Source organism: Mesorhizobium sp. P2_E10, assembly GCF_056404235.1.
On record NZ_JBFUEK010000017.1, the window covers coordinates 61,584 to 79,298 of the forward strand.

Below are 17,715 nucleotides of genomic sequence, written 5' to 3' on the forward strand. Positions count from 1 at the left end.
CCGGGATCAACCGGCACCACGTCCGAAGCAAGAGCAATGCCAGCACTTTGGTTCCGAAATGGGACAATACCGGGGTCTCCCGCTAGCAGCCGGGTTTCTCTTCGGAAAGGACAAACATAGAACAAAAACCTTGTGGGCTCTCGCCACGGAGTCGCCGCGCCGAGACAAAGAACCATCCAACGACCTGCGAGCGCTGATTGAAGACAGCATACGCGGCGTTCGGCAAGGTCCTCTACGAAGTGGCCGAAAACAGCCGTGACCATGATAGAGCGAGCCGAGTTGAGAAAATGGCGCGGCTGGCCATCTGCGCCTATCCTGCGATCAGGGAAGGCAATGCTTGGCTAAGGCCCGATATCTTTTAGAGTTCGAGGTGCGGGGCTTCGCTCAACGATGTGGAAGGGTTGAGATAGACTGCCTGGTAGCCTCCATCAGATGGTTCGGAGTTCGCCGGTCGACGTCTTTCCGGAACGTTTGTCTTGCACGAGTTCGTAGCTGACCTTCTGACCATGAATGGGTGACCTCATGATCACAGCGCGACAGCTTCGAGCCGCTAGAGGGCTCCTTGCGGCGTCCGTAGGTTCAAAGACGTTAACCTCCAGTTTGCCGTGCTAAATTTTCCGCTTATCTCCATACCCCGGTCTACGTCGCAAGGATGAGGGAAGGAAAACGGAGGAGGAATAAAACCCGCTCGCAGATCGGGCGGGCCGCTGACGCTGGCGCTCAACCGCGCCGCTCGCGATCCCGGCCGCGTCGTCCTGCGCAGGGCCCAAGAGCCCCGCTCGGCCAGCCGGGCAGGGATGCTCGGCCGCAATTGCACCGGCCCGCCCGCTCCGCGGTCCGGGGGATGTCTTCGGCAAGAAGACGAGGAAGGACGCAGCGATCAGCGGTGTCCGCAACCCTTGAAGGAGCATCTCCATGGAACTGAAGTTTGTCGATCCGCGTGCGCTGAAGGACAACCCCGACAAGGCGCGACGCTCGAAGTCCAGTCCGCAGGCCGACGCGCTGCTGCTGGCCACCATCCGCGCCGTCGGCATCGTGCAGCCGCCTGTCGTCGCGCTGGAGACGGAAGGCGGCAATGGCTACGTCATCGATGCCGGCCATCGCCGGGTGAAGCAGGCGATCGCGGCCGGTCTGGAAGAGATCGCCGTCTTGGTGATCGAGAGGGCCGAGGATGGTGGCGCAATGCGGTCGCTGGCCGAGACGCTGGCCCACGAACAGCTCAATCCCGTCGACCAATGGCGAGCGATCGAACGTTTGGTTGCACTGGGCTGGACCGAGGAAGCGATCGCCGTCGCTTTGGCGCTTCCCGTCCGCCAGATCAGGAAGCTGCGCCTGCTCGCCAACGTTCTGCCGGCTATGCTCGACCAGATGGCCAAGGGCGACATGCCCAACGAGAAGGAGTTGCGCACCATTGCGTCAGCTTCGCTTGATGAGCAGAAGGAGGTCTGGAAGAAGCACAAGCCGTCCAAGACCGATCCGCAGGTGTCGTGGTGGAGCGTGGCGCAGGGCCTGACGAAGCGCCGCATGTACGCGCGCGACGCCAGCTTCGGTGACGATCTCGCCCAGGCCTACGGCATTGCCTGGGTCGAGGACCTGTTTGCTCCGGCCGACCAGGACAGCCGCTATACGACGGATGTCGAGGCATTCCTTGGCGCGCAGCAGGAGTGGATGGCAAACACTGTGCCCAAGCGTGGCGTGATCGTGGAAGCCGGTCAGTGGGGCGAGCCGAAGCTGCCGCCCAAGGCCGAGCGTGTGTACGGCAAGCCGTCGAAGTCCGATCACACTGCCATGTATCTCGACCGCGACGGCAAGGTGCAGTCGGTCGCGTACCGCATGCCGGCGGCTAAAAAGCCCAGGGGCGAGAATGGCGCCGATGTCGTGACCGACGGCGATGATATCGTCGTTGCGGCAAAGCCCCGTCCGGACGTGACGCGCAAAGGCATGGAGATGATCGGCGACCTGCGTACCGACGCGCTGCACGAGGCACTATCGCGCGCACCGATCGGGGACGACACGCTGATGGCGCTGCTCGTTCTCGCTTTCGCTGGCCAGAATGTGTCGGTGGCATCTGGCGCCCGCGACATCTCCTATTATGGGGCCGCAGGCCTCGGCGAACATGCCGCGCGCCTGTTCGACCAGGAGGGCAAGGTTGATTTCGACATGGACACGCTGCGCATTGCCRTGCGGTCCTTGCTGACAGACGTTTTGTCCTGCAGGGAGAATCGCTCGGACAGCGGCGTTGTCGCCCGTGTCGCTGGCGACGTCATCGCCGCCGACAACTTCCTGGCCAACATGGGGACGGAGGATTTCCTGTCATGCCTGTCGCGGCAGGCATTGGAAGTCGCCTGCGCGGATACATCCGTCCTGCCTCGTCAGAAGGTCAAGGACACCCGTGCGGCCCTGGTCGAGCACTTCAAGGAAGGCCGCTTCGTCCATCCGTCGGCGCTGTTTGCGCCCACTCCGGAAAAACTGACCTCTTGGCTGAAGAAGAACGAGGCCAGGGAACAGCCCGAGGATGACGGCACGCCGGAGGACCTCGATGAGCTCGACGGCGATGATGCGATCGTCGATCCTACGCATGACGACGTCGGCGAGGAACCCGCTACGCAGGACGAGGACCTCACTGACGAAGAGATCGAGCCTTACAAGGTGGCCGCCGAGTAGGCGGCTCCGCCTACCTTTCCCTCCGAACGATCATTCCGCCGCCGGCACATCACCGGCGGCGGTTCTGTTTCCACCATGAGCAACACGGAGACCATCATGTCGGCTCAGTTGATCTATGACCTCGTTCCACTCGGTTCGATCGTGACTTATTCCGACGGAACACCACGCCCGCCAGAGCGGCATCGCAAGAAGCTCGCAGCTTGGGAAAATCGCAACGGCGGCGGTCGCCTGATCCGCAAACAGGCCGAGGCCCGCGTCGGCAGTACGACGCTGCCCGCCTCGATCACCCTGCACAAGGGTGACTATGGCAGTCAGGGGACCATTGTGCTGCGCGTCTACAACACGTTTTCGGTGAACAGCGACCTGAAGTTTTCGGTCAAGGAGCGGCCCGCCATTGGCTCGGTTCTCGTTCTCGACCGCGCCGGCGACGATGCGGAGCTTGTCCATCTTGCCGCCAATCGCACGGCCGCCCAGGAATGGCTTACCCGCCACGGCTATCCGAACGCCGAGTTGCGGCAAGTGACGGCCGACACCGAAGCGGCGGATACCGTAGAGGGGAGGACGGCAGCATGACTGCGCGAACTTCTGAAACCCATGACGTCGAAACCCCCGGGTTTCCGGGAGTTTCTTTTGGCCGCAGCGCCGACGGGCTTTGTGTTGCCCTTGTCGGTGAGCACGCCTTCGCCTTGGCTCCAGCCCGCGACGGCCGACACTATCTTGTCACGGGCTGGCGTATCCGCAGGCCCATGGCCGAATGGATGCGCGGCGATTTCTACGGCCATGCCGGTGAGCTTGCCGACGAGGCGGCGTTTCGCGCGCATGTCGAGGAGAACGCCCTCCACCAGCAGCAGCGCGCTGCTCTCGGACGTCGCGAGATCCACTCCCGTGCCCACACGCCATGGGGAATGTCGCAGGGAGCGACCGTCTATGCCGAGGGCGTCGTGGCTCACTCAACTGCGGGCCATGGCGGGTTCCATCTGTCGGCGGAGCGAAATCGCAAAGTCCATGACATGCTCCGCGCCAATGGCGGCTGGTATGAAGAAGACTGCCGTTGGGCGGCCGTCGCCCAGGCTTTCCCCGAGTTCTTCACGGACTTCGAGAAGGCTTGTGCGGAAACGACGATCCGCGACTGGTACCCGGATGCCTGGGAGGCGATCCACGGGAGGGTGCTCGAACCCGGCCAATCCGCGAAAAAGGACGAGCGGGCATTTTTCGAGAAGCATACCGATGACTGGGTCGTGGTGTCGGCGATCCGTTCCAGGCACCAGGCCGGGTTCACCGAGGTTATCGCGACCCCTGGCGGCAAGCGCGGACCGGGGACGGAGGAACGTCGCTTTCTCGTTCCGACCGACGAATACCATGTCGGCCGCTTTGGATTCGTCATCGATGTTGCGCGCCACCGTGTCTATGGCGGGCCCTCGAGCTTCACGGATTGGCAGGGGAGGGACGCATAATGTCTGTCTCCGATCGCCGCGCACATCTCTTTCGCATGGAGCAGCCTCGGCGCCAGACACAGCGCCAGCTCGCTATGATCGACCGGTGGATCATAAGGCGGATGACGGCGATCAATCCGCAGCCCAGAACCCAATGTGCGCGCTATCGACGCAGCAGGGGCCCGGAGCCGGCAATGTTTCTCGAACAATATCGGGCCAACCTTGCAGCGATCACACTGGAGAGGCAGCACGAGATCGATGCTCTCTCCCGCAAGCTCGCAAGGCAGGACGCTGCAATCGAGAGGCGGCGTGCCAGACTGCCTGCGGACCTGGTGCGCGCCTGATACCGTGGCCTGATCAGCGCTTGCGGACGAACTCCGTTCGCAACACCAGCCCCTTGATCGCATCATGCCGACAATCGATTTCTTCGGGATTTTCGGTGAGCCGGATCGACTTGATCACCGTGCCCTGCTTCAAGGTCTGGCCGGCACCCTTGACCTTGAGGTCCTTGACGAGGACGACGGAGTCGCCATTGGCGAGCACGTTGCCGGCGGCATCGCGCACTTCGATGCTGCCTGCGGAAGCTGCAATGGCAGCCATCTCCGACGCTGGTCGCCATTCCCCTGTTGCGTCGTCATAGACATAGTCGTCTTTGTGATCGGTCATTGCTGCCCTCGTTTCGGAGTTGAACACGCTACGCTGTCAGTCCGACATGGGAGCAGGCCAAAGAGTTGATCCGCAGCGGCGGACCGGCGCAGCTGACCTATACCAGCAGGAGCCGGCGTTCAAACCACTGTCGTCCCTCACGCAGCCTGGCGGGCAGGCGGATCGTGTGGACGCGGGAATTGAACACTGCATTTCCTCCCGCATGCCGATGTCAGAATCCATCCCTTGCCGGTCTTCCCGGCGGGTTTGCTGCGGTCTGAACCGGCGGCTGTCCGCTTCAAGGCCGCTATCGCGCCGCGGAGCGGCCGGAACCCGCCGATCTCGGCAAGGCTGGCCCGCGTCCCGCGCAGGGCCAGTGAAGAACTGACCCCGCTTGTCCGCAAGCCAACCTCGCTCGCCTGGCAGGTCCCGGACCCTGAAGCGTCCAGCTTCCGCCGGTTCCTTTTGACCGCACCCGCAGGGAAGACCGGCAAGGGCCGGAACACCTGAAGGGCATCGCTAGAAAGGAAAGCTCAATGTCCAGTTCAACCCGCTCCACCAAGACCAAGGCCCGCGTCGTCCAGCTCCGCAAGGGCACCACCCTCGAAATGGTCCGGCTCTGCTGCCCGGATGGCAACCAGGCCGCCCTCATCTCGGAAAGTTTTGGCCTCCCCGTCCTCGACAGTGACGGCATCCGTGAATTCCACGAGCGCAGTCTGATCGAAAGCGCCGATACGCTCTCCGAGGGCCTTTCCGAAAAGGCCATGCAGATCCACCTGCAAAGAATTGTCGGGTCCCATGTCGGCTCCGCCTTTGGAGCAGGCCAGTTCTACTCGAAGGCCGTCACCGAGGCGAAGGATGCCACGGCCAGGCTCGCCAATGACACCCGCGACGAGGACATTGACGGTCCGGTCGGCTTCGACAGCAAGGCCCAGCGCAAGCGCGAATTCGCCGCCGAAATGGGCCTGCAGGCACATGCCCTGCGCATGGCCGCCGAGGGCGCCGTCGCCGCCTACGAGCACGTCGTTGGTGAAAGCTGGAAGCCTTACGAGCGCCAATCCGAAAACCCCGGCCAGGGCGTCAGCCGGCAGGCGGCCGATCTCCAGATGGCGGCCCTTGGCTAATGCCATTGGGCGGAGCTTCGGCTTCGCCCGATCTTCTCATACTGAGGCTGGTGTCCGTTCGGGAGTCGGGCTCTTTGCGTGTGCCAAAGGCACCCGACTCAAAGATCGACACGGCAAGTCATTAAGACCGCGCCAATCGCGGCCGTCACGAATGATGGTCCTGCTCCGGTCCTCGTCCCGCGAAACGGCTGCGCCGTCCTCCACTGACGTTGCGGCCCGCAAGCGATGGTTCTCAGCTTCCCCATCGATCCTCCGCGGGYTCGCGGACCTGCGGTCCTGCGCGTGCGGACCTCGTGACGGCCGCGATTGGCGCGGCCTCGAATGGAGGTTTGAAATGGACAGGAACAACAACAAGCCCCGCGTCGACATCTACGCGAAAATCACCGATCGCATCGTTGCGGATCTGGAAAAGGGAGTGCGCCCCTGGGTCAAGCCCTGGAGCGGGGCGAACACCAAGGGGCGTATAACGCGCCCGCTCCGCCACAATGGTCTGCCGTATCAAGGGATCAATACGCTGCTTCTCTGGTCAGAAGCGGTTGCAAAGGGCTTTGTTTCCCCAACCTGGATGACATTCAAGCAGAGCGTCGAGCTTGGCGGCCATGTGCGCAAGGGCGAAACCGGTTCCATGGTTGTCTATGCCAGCCGCTTCACCCGGACCGAAACCGATGCCCAAGGCGAGGAGGTCGAGCGCGGCATTCCCTTCCTCAAGGCCTATACGGTGTTCTGCGCCGACCAGATTGACGGTCTCCCAGCACAGTTTTACGACAACCCCGCGCCGGTAGCCGATCCTGCGGAGCGGATCGAAAATGCGGATGCCTTCTTCGCCAATACCGGGGCTGTCATCCGCCACGGCGGCGACAAGGCATATTTCAATCCAGCTCTCGATATTGTGCAAATGCCTGCGTTCGAAAGTTTCCGCGACGCGCCCAGCTACTATGCGACCCTCGGACACGAGCTGACACATTGGGTCGGCTCGGAAAAGCGGCTCGATCGCAACCTCTCACGTTATCACAAGGATCGCTCGTTCAGGGCGCACGAGGAGCTTGTCGCAGATCTAGGGGGTTGTTTTTTAGCGGCCGATCTCGGCATCGTCCCGGAATTGGAGCCCCGGCCCGATCACGCAAGTTACCTCGCGAGCTGGCTTGAAATCCTCCGCGACGAGAAGCGATTCATCTTCGCCGCCGCGGCCCATGCCCAGCGGGCTGTCAACTATCTGCATGATCTCCAGCCAGAGCCGGCACAGATCGCGGATGCTGCATGATGCTGCGCCATGTGGCGATCGATGCGGAATAACGACCGGGCGGCGTAGCACGATGCCGTGGAGGTGGATCGGGCGATCCACACCCGCCTGCGTGGCATACGGGGCGAGGTCTTCCTGCATCGCTCCGGCGTTCCCCTCAATGAACCCGATTCGTCTACAGCGGTCGACCGCGGCCAGCTACCTCTGACCGAATGCGGTCGTAATCGTCCCGCCTGGCACACATCGGTGGCTTTAGCACACCGGCGCACTGCAGCCGGCTGAAGACCCCGTGGCACCGRCCAGTTCGGGTAGTAGCCCAGCGGGCCGAGTCTGATCAGCCGGACCGTGCGACATCCAGCCCGAGATGGGTATTTCCATGACCGTGTAGCGGCTATCCATCTTGAAGGGGCAGACGCCGGACCGTCAAAGTTTCGCCAGTCGGCCGGTCGTCAACCGACCGAAGTGAGGAGCCGTCGCGCCCCTTTTCCGGTTGGACGGTCTTCCGTTGTGCGATGGCGCCTGACGGGGAGAGACGGGTTTGATGGCACCTCACCGTGGCTGCGGTTGCAGTGATCATGCCGATAGGGTTCGCCTGTCGTCTGGCCGGCGGTTTCATGGAAGGGCGCACCACCTGCGTCCTCGATGTAGCTGGTCTGACCGAAGACCGTCTTCGCTTCGCTCCGCCTCGTTCTCAAACCCGCAACAGCCGGTCGCGACTTTCTTCCCCTGCTGGCTTCGCCATCATTCCTCGCGGAACAAGAAAGCCTCGCCCTGGCTGCCCTTCACTGTCGTTCCGGCCCTTCGGGTGCGGGCCGATCGCCTCCGGTCTGTCGACCGCCATCGAGGTCGCGGTGGTCGCGGCCCGAGAAACTCAAGGAGACGACAAATGGCTACCATCGGCACTTTCACCTCAAACGGCAACTCCGGCTTAGGTCATGTGCTGAGAAGTGTCCTTTAGCGCAGTCGTTCGAGGACTTGGCACATAGACGTCCGGGTCAAGCGTTCCCGCAGCGCAGCGAGGACAACGCTTGATGCGGCGGCGGCACGACAAGCTATTTCATGGGGTGCAGGACTAGTCCTGCACCCCTGCCACGTGGCGAACGGGAGAGCGCGAGGGGAACCCCTCGCATTCAAGGAGAAGAGTGCGCCGAAGGCGCGCCGCGTATTCTTTCTTCAGGTGCTGTCATCTGTCGGTTTCATCGACAGTATATGCACTTAAGTGGTTTTGTTGTCTTTTTGCGCCTCCGGGTGCCTTGCTCCCKGAGAGCGCGATGGTTTCGATTATACGGGCAGTGTCCGGTGTTGATGGGATTCCGGCAGGCTTTCCAATCCTGCTCGACACGCAGATGTCGATTATCGTGCCTGCCTTCAGCTATCTGCTCGAACTCRCCACCATTCCCGGCCGCTCGCACGCGATGGAGACGCTGAGGACGTATTGCGAGCATCTGCATGATTGGTTCGACAGCCTGGAACAGAGCGGGCTGGACTGGCGCCTTGCAGATGAGGGAACGATCGCTGCCTACCGGAACCGGATGCTGGCAGCGCCAAGCCCTCATACAGGTCGGCCTTATGCACGTTCCACCGTGAACGATCGTGTCCGGACGATCTGCCGCTTTTATTCATGGGCGCATCGGCGCGCCTTGATCGAGGCATTGCCCTTCGACTATGTCGCGGTGTCGCTGCGCTCAGTGCGCCGGCAGGGCATGCTGGCGCATCTGGATCACCGGCCTTCGACCTTGCTGGCGAACATTCTGACTGTCTCGGAGGCTGAACGGCTTCCGCGACCGCTTCGCGTCGATCAGCTCCAATCCCTGTTTCGGCATCTTTCGTCGCCCTATGACCTGATCGCCGAGTGGGCTTTGGGCACCGGCATGCGCCGCAAGGAACTGTGCGGCTTTCAGCTTGATCAGGTGCCGACCGTCGCTCACCTGGATATCGACGAGCACCCACTCGTCGGGGTGCCGCTGAGCGTCACCAAGGGCGATAGGCCGCGCACCGTCTATCCGCCGTTGCGGCTGATCGACCGGACCGACTGGTATGTGGGAGAGCAGCGTGCGGCGCTGGTGAAGCGCCGACGCAGAACCCACCCCGGCTACCGGCCGCCATCGGCGCTTTTCCTCAACAGCAACGGCGATCCCGTTTCGAGAGCGAGGTTTTCCGCCGCTTTCGGCGCGGCGTTTCAAGCGGCGGGGCTTACAGGATCTGGCCATTGGTTGAGGCACACATTCGCGATGTCGATGCTGGTGCGCCTGCAAAAGCAGGCAGCGACGACGCCCGACCTCAATCCGCTGAAGATCGTGCAGGTCCTGCTCGGCCATGCGTCGATCCAGACGACAGCCATCTACCTGCGCTGCGTTGAACTCCACGCCGATACGCTTGCCGAGAGCCTCGCCTATCTGTACGGCGAGCTGGTGCCGCATGGCCGTGCGTAACAGAAGCCCGATAGATCGCCGGTTCACGGTTCCCGCCGTGCTGCCGGAGGCCTCCATTTCCCGTCTGGCGACGAACGCGATCATGTTCGTCGATGCGTGGGGCAAACCCGAGCAACGCTTCGACTTCGACCAGCTCGCGGGCCTGCCTGTCGATCTGCGCGAGCTTCTGGCCGATGCCTTTCGCGGACACTGTGCCGCTCAGACGCCGGCAACGCGACGCACGACCTGGGTAGCCGTCCGCCGTTTCGCCCGCTTCGTCGCCGACGACGGCATGATCAGCGAAGCCGGTGACGTCGATACCGCGGCGATCGGCCGGTATGTGCTCTGGCTCAAGAAGGAAGGCGCATCACGTGCACCACGTGGTGCACATGCGGTTGCTTTCGATGTTCTTCGGCCCTTGCTCATATGGTGCCAGCGTAATCGCCCGGACACGCTCGCGCCCGATCTCGATATTCCCTGGAACGCATTTCCCGGCCGCAGGACCAATCAACAGCCGCGGCGTAGGCTCCCCGCCGAGCAGATCAAGGCGATCCTGCGCGCCTGCTACGAGGAGGTCGATGAAGCGTGGGCACGATTCCAGCACGGTCAGGAGGTCATCCGCCGCCCCGACCTGCCGCCGAAGACGCTGCGCGGTCAGGGCCTCGACCGATGGATATGGCGCATTTCGAAGATCGAAGGCGGCATGATGCCGGACAATGCCGCGCTCGATGAACACGGCATCAGGCCCAGCACACTGGTCAAGTTCTGGGGCGGTACCCGCACCATGGCCCAGTATTTTCACATCACCACCGACACGCTGGTTCCGTTCTTTCTGGCCATCGCCATCCAGACCGCCGCCAATCCGGAGGCTCTGCGCCACATTCACCGTGATTGCCTCGTCGCGCATCCGCTCGACGAGCATCGTGTCATCATCGACTGGACCAAGGCCCGGACCGGCGGCCGTCTCCAGAAGGCGCAGCGCCGTTCCTTCGACCGGCGCCGGCGCTATGCCGCGCCCAACCTTATCGAGAGGATGCTGGCCCTGACCGCGCCGATCGTTGCCACGGCGCCGCCCAGTGAACAGGATCGGCTGTTCCTGACGCGCAGCATCTACAAGGAGCACGTTCGCCGCTCTCTTGGCAGCCGCACCGGCGTCGTCGAACATTCCCTCCTCCGACGGGCGATCCGCAGATTCATCGAGCGCGCCAACCGCCGCATCGAAGAGTGGAATGCTGCCTATCCTGACAAGCCACGCGACGTGATCGCCAACTTTGCCCCGGCCCTGTTTCGGGGAACTGTCGCCACGGAACATTATCGTGCCTCCGGCGGCGACGTTCTCGTTGCGCAATCGCTTCTGACCCACGCCAGCGTCGCAACGACCGAGACCTATCTCAAGAGTGAGGAGACGACGCGGTTCCAGCGCCAGACGATCGCCCGCCTGCAAGAGATGATGATCGCGTGGGTTCGCGGCTCCGAACGGATCGAACCCGCGCCAACCGTGGCAACGATTAGCGGGACCGCTCCGTTCGGCCATGATTGCCTTGCCCCGATCGTGTCGGGCGACAACGGCAACACCCGCCTGTGCCCGCGTTTCGGAGGCTGTCTGTCCTGTCCCGGCCTCGTTATCCCGATCGATGCGGAACACTTGGCGCGTGTCCTTGCGTCCATCGAACGCTTCGAGCAGGCTCGTGACCGGCTCGATCCCCGCCGCTGGAACCTTCTCTATGCTCCATCGTGGCGGATTCTCACCCAGGATATCCTGCCGGATTTCCCGCTGGAGCTGCATGAGGCCGCGCACCGGATCGTCACCAGCATGCCGCCCCTGCCGGAGCTGGAGTGATGTCAGGCACGCTAGCTACCCGCCGGACGTTCGATCGTCCGCAAAGGGTTTCGGCGCACTCGCTATGGTCCGATCCACAATGGCAGTTCGATGGTCTGCGGCCTGGACTGCGCCTATATCATTTGCGCTTCGATTGGGTTTTCCAGTTGCCTGACGGCAGCCTATTCACCGCGCCGTGCTGGTCCCAATGGCTGGAAGACGCGCGAACCTTCCTGTGGTCACTTCAGGCAGATCCGCCGCGCGGCCGACGCCGGCTTCGCGCCCAAAGCCTTGTAGCGGTAGGCCGCAAGCTGCGCTTCCTGATCTGCTGGATGGCCGGCGAAGGAATGCGCGGTTTCGGCGGCCTTGATCAGGAAGCCTCCGAACGGTTTCTGAGTGTGGTCGCAGAACGTGTCGCGCCCAAAGGCAACGCCATCACAGCAAATACACGCCATGCCTACGCGAACGTCGTCGCTGCGCTTTGGCTACAACGTCACAAGCTCGGCGATCCGCCGCCGGACCACCCGTTCGACGGCGAGCGCGCCAGCGCCTTTTCCGGGTTCAACGGGCGCTCGGCCAAACGATGGCCCTTTACCCCCGATGCGGTTGCCGTCCCCCTCATTTCGAGCGCAATTCGCCTTATCGCTCAACCGGCCGACGACCTGATCGCGCTTCGCGACCAGGCGGCGAGCCTCTATGAAGAACGACGTGCCCGAGGCCTTACGAGGCCATCGGTGCGGCAACCCGTATTGAAGCTGATCGCCGCTTTCGAGTTCACCTGTCTCGATGGTGAAGATGCCCCCTGGCATCCGCCGATCGTCGGCACCAAGCAGGTGCGTTTCCTCGTCGACAGGATCTACGAAGCCTGCTTTGTCGTCATTTCCTACCTCGTCGGCGCGAGAGTCTCCGAGATCCTCGTCCTTGGAAGCCGATTGCATCGAGCAGCGCTGCTCTGCCGATGGAACCGAGGTATTCTCCTATCTGCGCGGCCGCGTCTTCAAGACCGCCGTCGATGACGCGGGCCAGCCGCATCTATGGGCCGCCCCTCAAGCCGTCGCGCGGGCCATCGATGTGCTGGAGCGCCTTTCAGCTCCCTTGCGCGAGCAGGCGGGCCGCCGGGAACTTTGGCTCGCCATGCAGGGACATGGGATCATCGACACGCGCCCCGTTGATGTCGTGACCAGCAGCACATTGGTGTCGCGCCTCAACCGACATTTCGCGCCATTCATCGCGCTTCCCGACAATGCCGATGGCCGCGCCTGCCATCTGACAACCCATCAGGGCCGCAAAACCTTCGCCCGCTTCGTCGGCAAACGCGACCGCACCGGCCTTCATGCCCTGCAACACCATTTCGGGCATCTGACACGCATCATGACTGACAGCGCCTACGTCGGGACGGACTTCGATCTCGGCGAACTCGTCGACGACCAGACGCTTGAAGAGAGCCGGGCCGCCCTCGAGGAACTGCTGACCACATCGCATCTCGGCGGCAAGGCTGGCCGCATGCTGTCGGCGCGATCACGCTTCCGCGGTCGGACTCGCGACGGCGAACTTGCCGGTTATGTCGATTTCCTGATCGAGGAAAGCGGCATGCGGCTCGGCGTCTGCGATTGGGGATACTGCGTCTACCGTGCCGAGTCCGCCGCCTGCATGGGCAACGAGCGAGGCCCCAACCCGGTCTGGCGAACCGAGAGCGTCTGCATGAACTGCACCAACTTCGCCGTCACCGAGCGTCATCGGCCGGTCTGGCAGGCGCGCCTCGACCGCAATCTTGCGCTCATCACCGACCGGCGTCTCGATGACGCGAGCCGCACTCTCGCCAGTACGCGCATCGCCGAATGCGAGCGCATCCTCTCCGATCTTTCCGCAACAGGGGCATCCCATGGCCAAGCCACCGACTGCAAACCCGGCTGATACGCGCATGCGGGCCACAGCGGAAAGGCTGCGGGAAGCGCTCGACCGCCTGATCAGGGACAGCGGATCACGCTCCGCCTCTGCGACCGCGCGCCTTACAGTCGCCGCCCTGGCGCGAGAAGCCGGCGTCGGCCGCAACGCCATCTACACCAACCATCGCGATATTCTCGATGATCTCACGGGGGCCCGCCAGCGCCAGCGTGCCCCCACCCGCGGCCCCACCGCCGAAGACAAGATCACCGAGCAGCGTTGTCTGATTGACGGCATGCAGCAGCAGGTCCGACAACTGGCGACCGAGAATGCCGGGCTTCTGCGGCGCGCGATCGAAGCGGAACAGCGCGCCGACAGGGCGGAACGCCGCAGCGCACAGTTGACGAAGGAGATCGGCAGCCTGCAACGCCCAACGATACTGCAATCGACGAAGGAGGGTTCGGTACAAAGCTGACCTATGATGCTCCCGGTCATTCCATGCGCTTTCCGCCATGCGCCGACAGGCTGGTGTCGTGGGACATGGCGGCGGGGACTGTCTTCCTCTCGTTGCAGAGCACGGCCCCGGAATGAGGCTGGTTTTGACCGACCCCGTCATGCCGTCATCTCCCCGGTTTCGGCGTCATGAGCCCCAGGCTTCTCCTTCGACCGCTGACTGAGGTGCGGCCACTGCGGCCTTTCTTTCTGGCGTATCTCACACCGGGTTCGCCTGCTGCGCAGCCCGACCTCGATCCCGCAACAGCGCGTTTCCGACCTTCTTCCCCGCCGTGCTCGGCTGACGCCTGCGCGCGGCTTCCTCGCGAGGCAAGAAGCTCGGCCCCGCGCCGCCCTCCATTGCATTGCGGCCCTTCGGGTGCGGGCCGGTCGCCCGATGTTTTCCGATCGCCATCAAGGCCGCGATGGTCGCGACCTGATACAGCAGATGGAGAAGACAAAATGGCTCAGATCGGCACTTTCAACCGCAACGAAGACGGCTCTTTCACCGGAATTATCAAGACACTCAACCTCAATATCAAGGCTCGCCTGGTCGTGTCCGAGAAGGAAAGCGACAAGTCGCCCGACCTTCGCGCCCTCGCGGGCACCATCGAGATCGGCGCCGGCTGGAAGAAGACCGCCAAGGAGACCGGCCGGGAGTACCACTCGGTCAAGCTCGATGATCCGAGCTTCCCCGGTCCGATCTACGCCAGCCTCGTCGAGAACGAGGACGCCTACGCCCTCATCTGGTCGCGCTGAGGCAACCACTCACCGGACGCGGTGCTCCATCCCGGAGCGCCGCGATCCGGCAAAAGGACACTGGAAAGTGTCATTCAGAGAATCCAGCAACCAGATCAACGGCTTCGACGCAAAAAGACAGTTGACAGCTGACCTAAAACGGCTTTACGGGCACGATCAAGACGCTCAACCTCAACGTCAAGGCCAAGCTGGTCCGCGTCGACAACCCCTCCGACAAGGGTCCCCACTTCCGCATCCTCTCGGGTGCAGTCGAGCTAGGTGCAGCCTGGCAGAAGGTTTCCAAGGAAACCGAGCGCGACTACCTCTCGGTCAAGCTGGACGACCCGAGCTTCCCCGCTCCGATCTACGCCACCCTGATCGAGGTGGAAGGCGAGGAAGGCCTGCAGCTGATCTGGTCTCGCCCCAACCGGGACTGATCGCCTCGACGAGGGCTCCGCCGCAAGGCGGAGCCTTCCGCCTTCCCCAAGCGAACGCCGGCAGGCGGAGGAGGGCTTAAGCCCCCTCTTTCAGTCGCGTCCTCTGGTTGCGGCTCAGTCGTTGTGAAGGCGTCCTTGATCGCCTTGGCCGGCGTGAAGGTCACCTATTCGGTTTCGGGAGAAGAGGCTACAATCGCCAGCACCTCCAGCCCCTCAATCTCCTGCATCACTTTTCCGGCGATACCCTGCAAGTCACCATACATGCCGACGGTCGACTCGATCACCCCTTGGATCTGCGCCTCGCGCTTGGCCCACAGGCGTGTTGTGGCCTTGCGTTCTTTGGCGAGGTCGTCCTGCATATCGGAGAATTTCTCCACGATCGCCTCGACGCGGTGGCGGAACCGCGGACCGGTCAGGTAGCCGTAGACCTGCTCCATTTTGGTGGCCTGGCCATCCCGGGCGAGGCGGGAGTTGGCCAGCTCGATCAGGGATTGTCGAAGCATGATGGCGATCGGGATCGCACATTTGGGATGGGCGATATAGATTCCGTCCACAAGATCGAAGGTATCCACGCCGGGAGGCAACGCTTCCGAGACCATCAGCGCGATATCCGCTTTCGCGGCTCGTTGATCTCCTCTGAGCTTGCCTAGCCAGCCCTGGCTCCAGTTCTTGGTGCGTTTCGATTCCCACAAAATGGCTCCGCATGGCTGGCCGGCCGGTCCGACCACGCGGTGCAGGACATCTCCGCCGAACTCACCCTTGGCAACCGGTTCGAGGATGTCCATCGGGAATCGGCTGGCAATGAGGGACTCCAGCTCCAGCTCGAGTACCTCGCCCTGCAGCTGCTGAGAGCCCTGTTCCGCACGGCGCTTCAGCTCCTCGATCTGGCGCTGCATGCCGGCGATCTGTTCCTCTTTCTCCGCAACCTTCATTTTGAGGCCGTCTTCGGCTTCCGTTCTCGCCTTGATGCGAACGGCACCCAGCCCCTCCTGTATCTTCCTTTCGATGGTCAGCGCCATCTCGCGCTTCTCATCGTCAAGCGCACGCTGCTGTTTCAGGAATTCCGCCTGTTGCTGCTGGGCCTCGGCGAGCTTTTCGTCGCGCGCCTTCAACGTCGCCTCCAGCTCGGCAAGCTTGTTATCCCTGTCCTCCAGGTCCACCGAAAGAAGCAATTTTGCCTTGCGGGCTTCCTCGGCCGCGATTGCGGCTCGCTCAAGCTTGATTTGCTCAGCCACCTGGTTGCCGATGTCCTCTTTGGCGGCGTCGATCGCGGCCTGCTCGCGTTTAAGCTCTTCCTCCCGGGCCGCCATTGACGCGTTGCTCTGCGCCAGGCGCCGTTCATAGTCCTCGCGGGTGGCGGCAATCAGCGGCGCCGCAAGCGACTCATTGAGCTTGATGTCCGTTTTGCAGCTCGGGCAGCTGATCGTTGGTTCATTGAGAATCCTGGGCTGTACGGTCATTGGCGCGCTGACTCGGCTGGGGGCTGATGTAGTCTCAGACTATATATTATCGGCCGCTTTTCGAAAAGAACGAAGAGTGAACATCAGTGTTATCCCCAGCGTAAGGACGGGAGGGCGATTTCGTCGTCGACCTCGCTCAAGCAGTCCGCATCGACTCGAGACAAACATCCTAAGATCGAGACAAGTCCGATCGCCATGAAGCTAAGGACGACCTCAGCAAAGGTTCAAATCAGATTCCCTCTGATCGCCGAGCCGCGTTTCGACACGACAGGCCCGACGGTGCAGTGCGCCCGCAAAACGGCACGGTGAAGCCGCCGTCTTCTGCCCATGACTAGTTCCTCTTTTGTGATCGGATCGGCATTCCGCAGGCCCGAGCCAGCTCACCTCGCCTTCGAAGACATCACCTGGGTGGAGCCCGGATTCTTGCTTGTCGTTTGACACAGCATGCTTCATCAACGGGCACTTTGCCGACCGATGCCTTTTCGCGAGACGCGACGATGTTCTTTCGTTGAAAACTCACTCATCAATGGCGTTCGATGCGCTGAGTGTAGTTTGGGGAGAGTGAGGGCGCTTGCAGATCTTTGACAGGATTGATTCACTAACAGACGCAGGCGATTGCCGGGCCGCGATCGAAGAGGCGCGTCTGCTTCAATTCGAACAGAGGTCAGATGCGCTCACACATGCGATCGACGACTTTCTGCTCGATCTGATGACGCTGTCTTTCATTGTTGAATGTTACGGACGAGGCTTTGAACCTTTGGCGCGAACGCTTGCCCGCAGAAGACTGGCAAAGGTCAGGCTTTTGTCGGAAGGGGTCGATTCCGCCAGGGAGAAATGACACCCAAAACCTGATGGTTGAAATGGCGATCGCGCGGCGTTCCAATCAACGACGTTCCGACCGCCAAAAAAATAGGGCCATCGGAAAACCGAGGCCCTTTAGGTGTGAAGGTCAAAACCTTCAGAGGGGAACAGCTGATACGATGGAATGGGAGGAAACCATCGCGTGCATCAGCTGCAGGCTTATTGGCTAAAAGTTGTGCAATGCGCAAACACATTTTGTGCAATGCAGCTATGCAAGAACGGAGAGGGTCCCTCTCCACCCCCAAAATTTGCGCTTGGAATGTTTGTGCTGCTCGCATGGTGCTGATGAAGGAGGGCCGGCAGACGGATCTGGAGACCGTTACCTGACTGGCTGGTCGACGACTGATCCATCGAAGTCCGTGCTCAACTGAGGTTTCCTCCCGAAGAGGCGGTGGCCGCCGGTTGGCGCAAAGCAAAGCGTTAAGCCACAAGGGCAGGTGTTGCCCTGCTTTTATACTGCGCTGGCGCGGGCCGTGGGAACGGTGAGTGCTTCGGCAGGGCCCCGAA

15 protein-coding genes and 1 pseudogene are annotated in these 17,715 nt (G+C 62.4%); 13 read left to right on the forward strand and 3 right to left on the reverse strand.

The window, feature by feature from the left end; translation table 11 throughout:
* Window positions 1-915: 915 nt before the first annotated feature.
* The 3 genes from AC1D0N_RS27775 (at window position 916) to AC1D0N_RS27785 (ending at window position 4,118) form a co-directional block, all read left to right on the forward strand.
* Window positions 916-2,664, forward strand: coding sequence for a ParB N-terminal domain-containing protein (locus AC1D0N_RS27775; RefSeq protein ID WP_477249340.1), 1,749 nt, complete (start codon window positions 916-918; stop codon window positions 2,662-2,664).
* A gap of 96 nt (window positions 2,665-2,760) precedes the next feature.
* Window positions 2,761-3,237, forward strand: a complete 477-nt coding sequence (locus tag AC1D0N_RS27780) for a hypothetical protein (RefSeq protein ID WP_477249342.1) — start codon at window positions 2,761-2,763, stop codon at window positions 3,235-3,237.
* Entirely contained in the window at window positions 3,234-4,118 is an 885-nt protein-coding gene (locus tag AC1D0N_RS27785; protein ID WP_477249344.1) for a DUF7007 domain-containing protein, read from the forward strand. The genes AC1D0N_RS27780 and AC1D0N_RS27785 overlap by 4 nt, the downstream gene beginning before the upstream one ends.
* A 336-nt stretch (window positions 4,119-4,454) precedes the next feature.
* Here the strand turns inward: AC1D0N_RS27785 and AC1D0N_RS27790 are convergent, their stop codons facing one another.
* A complete protein-coding gene (locus AC1D0N_RS27790; RefSeq protein WP_477249346.1) occupies window positions 4,455-4,763 on the reverse strand; it encodes an alkylphosphonate utilization protein in 309 nt (102 codons plus the stop codon).
* 515 nt (window positions 4,764-5,278) lie between these two features.
* Here AC1D0N_RS27790 and AC1D0N_RS27795 point away from each other — a divergent pair.
* From AC1D0N_RS27795 to AC1D0N_RS27815, 5 genes are all read left to right on the forward strand, one after another.
* The gene (locus tag AC1D0N_RS27795) at window positions 5,279-5,866 is read left to right on the forward strand and encodes a hypothetical protein (protein ID WP_477249348.1); all 588 of its coding nucleotides are present in this window, start codon (window positions 5,279-5,281) and stop codon (window positions 5,864-5,866) included.
* Window positions 5,867-6,200: 334 nt separating this feature from the next.
* Complete coding sequence (locus AC1D0N_RS27800; RefSeq protein ID WP_477249350.1) at window positions 6,201-7,127, forward strand: ArdC family protein; 927 nt, start codon at window positions 6,201-6,203, stop codon at window positions 7,125-7,127.
* Window positions 7,128-8,248: 1,121 nt separating this feature from the next.
* Complete coding sequence (locus AC1D0N_RS27805; RefSeq protein ID WP_477249352.1) at window positions 8,249-9,538, forward strand: tyrosine-type recombinase/integrase; 1,290 nt, start codon at window positions 8,249-8,251, stop codon at window positions 9,536-9,538.
* Window positions 9,525-11,357 (forward strand): hypothetical protein, encoded by a 1,833-nt coding sequence (locus AC1D0N_RS27810; protein ID WP_477249354.1) that lies wholly within the window; start codon window positions 9,525-9,527, stop codon window positions 11,355-11,357. The genes AC1D0N_RS27805 and AC1D0N_RS27810 overlap by 14 nt, the downstream gene beginning before the upstream one ends.
* A complete protein-coding gene (locus AC1D0N_RS27815; RefSeq protein WP_477249356.1) occupies window positions 11,357-12,352 on the forward strand; it encodes a hypothetical protein in 996 nt (331 codons plus the stop codon). Before AC1D0N_RS27810 ends, AC1D0N_RS27815 begins: the two co-directional genes overlap by 1 nt.
* A 70-nt stretch (window positions 12,353-12,422) precedes the next feature.
* On the opposite strand, the gene AC1D0N_RS27820 is transcribed toward AC1D0N_RS27815, so the two are convergent.
* Window positions 12,423-12,695: a hypothetical protein gene (locus AC1D0N_RS27820; protein WP_477249358.1), complete on the reverse strand. Its 273-nt coding sequence runs from the start codon at window positions 12,693-12,695 to the stop codon at window positions 12,423-12,425.
* Between the two features lie 12 nt (window positions 12,696-12,707).
* Between AC1D0N_RS27820 and AC1D0N_RS27825 the strand changes: the two genes are divergently transcribed.
* The 4 genes and pseudogenes from AC1D0N_RS27825 to AC1D0N_RS27840 all read left to right on the forward strand — a co-directional run.
* Window positions 12,708-13,250 carry a hypothetical protein gene (locus tag AC1D0N_RS27825; protein ID WP_477249360.1) on the forward strand — a complete coding sequence of 181 codons (543 nt, stop codon included), beginning with the start codon at window positions 12,708-12,710 and terminating at the stop codon, window positions 13,248-13,250.
* On the forward strand, window positions 13,219-13,695 hold the full coding sequence (locus AC1D0N_RS27830; protein ID WP_477249362.1) for a hypothetical protein: 477 nt from the start codon (window positions 13,219-13,221) through the stop codon (window positions 13,693-13,695). Before AC1D0N_RS27825 ends, AC1D0N_RS27830 begins: the two co-directional genes overlap by 32 nt.
* Before the next feature lie 479 nt (window positions 13,696-14,174).
* Window positions 14,175-14,471, forward strand: a complete 297-nt coding sequence (locus AC1D0N_RS27835; protein ID WP_258580670.1) for a DUF736 domain-containing protein — start codon at window positions 14,175-14,177, stop codon at window positions 14,469-14,471.
* A 137-nt stretch (window positions 14,472-14,608) separates the two neighbouring features.
* Window positions 14,609-14,887 (forward strand): annotated as a pseudogene (locus AC1D0N_RS27840) (DUF736 domain-containing protein); the annotation flags it as partial.
* Between the two features lie 164 nt (window positions 14,888-15,051).
* Here AC1D0N_RS27840 and AC1D0N_RS27845 read toward each other — a convergent pair.
* Entirely contained in the window at window positions 15,052-16,347 is a 1,296-nt protein-coding gene (locus AC1D0N_RS27845; protein WP_477249364.1) for a DUF2130 domain-containing protein, read from the reverse strand.
* A 571-nt stretch (window positions 16,348-16,918) separates the two neighbouring features.
* On the opposite strand from AC1D0N_RS27845, the gene AC1D0N_RS27850 reads away from it, so the two are divergent.
* On the forward strand, window positions 16,919-17,185 hold the full coding sequence (locus tag AC1D0N_RS27850; RefSeq protein WP_477249366.1) for a hypothetical protein: 267 nt from the start codon (window positions 16,919-16,921) through the stop codon (window positions 17,183-17,185).
* The last annotated feature ends 530 nt before the right edge of the window (window positions 17,186-17,715 follow it).

Excerpts from the sequence above, each read along its gene's own strand:
- AC1D0N_RS27780 (WP_477249342.1), top strand. The coding sequence starts at position 2,761 with ATGTCGGCTCAGTTGATCTATGACCTCGTTCCACTCGGTTCGATCGTG.
- AC1D0N_RS27810 (WP_477249354.1), top strand. The coding sequence starts at position 9,525 with ATGGCCGTGCGTAACAGAAGCCCGATAGATCGCCGGTTCACGGTTCCC.
- AC1D0N_RS27785 (WP_477249344.1), top strand. The coding sequence starts at position 3,234 with ATGACTGCGCGAACTTCTGAAACCCATGACGTCGAAACCCCCGGGTTT.
- AC1D0N_RS27830 (WP_477249362.1), top strand. The coding sequence starts at position 13,219 with ATGGCCAAGCCACCGACTGCAAACCCGGCTGATACGCGCATGCGGGCC.
- AC1D0N_RS27825 (WP_477249360.1), top strand. The coding sequence starts at position 12,708 with ATGACTGACAGCGCCTACGTCGGGACGGACTTCGATCTCGGCGAACTC.
- AC1D0N_RS27790 (WP_477249346.1), bottom strand. The coding sequence starts at position 4,763 with ATGACCGATCACAAAGACGACTATGTCTATGACGACGCAACAGGGGAA.
- AC1D0N_RS27795 (WP_477249348.1), top strand. The coding sequence starts at position 5,279 with ATGTCCAGTTCAACCCGCTCCACCAAGACCAAGGCCCGCGTCGTCCAG.
- AC1D0N_RS27835 (WP_258580670.1), top strand. The coding sequence starts at position 14,175 with ATGGCTCAGATCGGCACTTTCAACCGCAACGAAGACGGCTCTTTCACC.
- AC1D0N_RS27820 (WP_477249358.1), bottom strand. The coding sequence starts at position 12,695 with ATGCCCGAAATGGTGTTGCAGGGCATGAAGGCCGGTGCGGTCGCGTTT.
- AC1D0N_RS27800 (WP_477249350.1), top strand. The coding sequence starts at position 6,201 with ATGGACAGGAACAACAACAAGCCCCGCGTCGACATCTACGCGAAAATC.
- AC1D0N_RS27845 (WP_477249364.1), bottom strand. The coding sequence starts at position 16,347 with ATGACCGTACAGCCCAGGATTCTCAATGAACCAACGATCAGCTGCCCG.
- AC1D0N_RS27815 (WP_477249356.1), top strand. The coding sequence starts at position 11,357 with ATGTCAGGCACGCTAGCTACCCGCCGGACGTTCGATCGTCCGCAAAGG.